The following is a 1222-nucleotide window of genomic DNA, read 5'->3' as shown; positions in this document are numbered from 1 at the left end:
GGTTGAGGAACCACATGCGCTGCTGCGCCAACGACAACGGAACCCGAACCGGACGCACCTGCGCAGTCAACGCCGCACGCGAACCGCCACCGACATGAGAACCCAAACGAGCAGCCAACGCCTCCACCGTCGACGCCTCGAACAACTCCCGCACCGACACCGAAGCATCCAACGCCTGACCCAACCGAGACGTCACCTGCGTCGCAATCAGCGAATTACCACCGAGCACGAAGAAATCATCATCCAAACCAACACGCTCGACGCCCAGAACATCCGCAAACGTCTGCGCAACAACCTCTTCCACCACCGACGTCGGAGCACGGAACACCGCAACCTGCAACGACGGAACCGGCAACGCACGACGATCCAACTTCCCGTTCACCGTCAACGGAATCGAATCCAACACCACAAACGCCGACGGCACCATGTACTCCGGCAACAACGAACCCACCGACACCCGAAGATCGTCGACCGACACACTCACACCCGCAGCCGGCACCACATACGCCACCAACCGCTGATCACCCGGAGAATCCTCACGAACAACCACCGCCGTCTGCGCCACCGACACATCCGCCAACACCGCAGACTCGATCTCACCGATCTCGATCCGGAACCCACGGATCTTCACCTGATCATCCGCGCGACCCAGATACTCCAAATCACCAGCGCTGTTCCACGCCGCGACGTCACCCGTCCGGTACAACACCTCGCCGGCATTGAACGGATTCGCCACAAACCGCGTCGACGTCAACCCAGCCTGACCCAGATAACCCCGAGCCAACTGCACACCCGACACATACATCTCACCCGCGACACCAACAGGCACCGGAGCCAAACGCGTATCGAGCACGAACACCTGCAGACCCGAAATAGCCTGACCCACAACACTCGCCGACGCATCCGCCGCCAACGCAGCATCCAACACACGATGGCTCACATGCACCGTCGTCTCCGTGATGCCGTACATGTTCACCAACGTCGGCGCGAAGTCACCGCGGCGGCCGTACCAATCCGACAAGCGACGCAGCTCGAGCGCCTCGCCGCCGAAAACAACCCACCGCAACGACAACTCAGCGGCCCGACCGGATTCCGACGCCAACCGATCAGCCTCGGCCAACTGATAGAACGCCGACGGCGTCTGATTGAGCACCGTCACCCGCTCAGCAGCAAGCAACTCCAAGAACTGCTCCGGCGACCGCGACGTCACATAATCCACAAC

At 61.4% G+C, this 1222-nt stretch carries 1 protein-coding gene; it reads right to left on the bottom strand.

The window, feature by feature from the left end:
* Window positions 1-1222 (bottom strand): AMP-binding protein (locus tag ACFWEM_RS34100; RefSeq protein ID WP_378540095.1); only part of this gene is annotated, 1222 nt, incomplete at both ends.

Origin of the sequence: Rhodococcus sp. NPDC060176, from assembly GCF_042728675.1 — a bacterium.
GTDB lineage: Bacteria > Actinomycetota > Actinomycetes > Mycobacteriales > Mycobacteriaceae > Rhodococcus_F.
The sequence above is the reverse complement of the archived record's forward strand: the minus strand, read 5'-3'. Positions and strand labels throughout refer to the sequence as shown.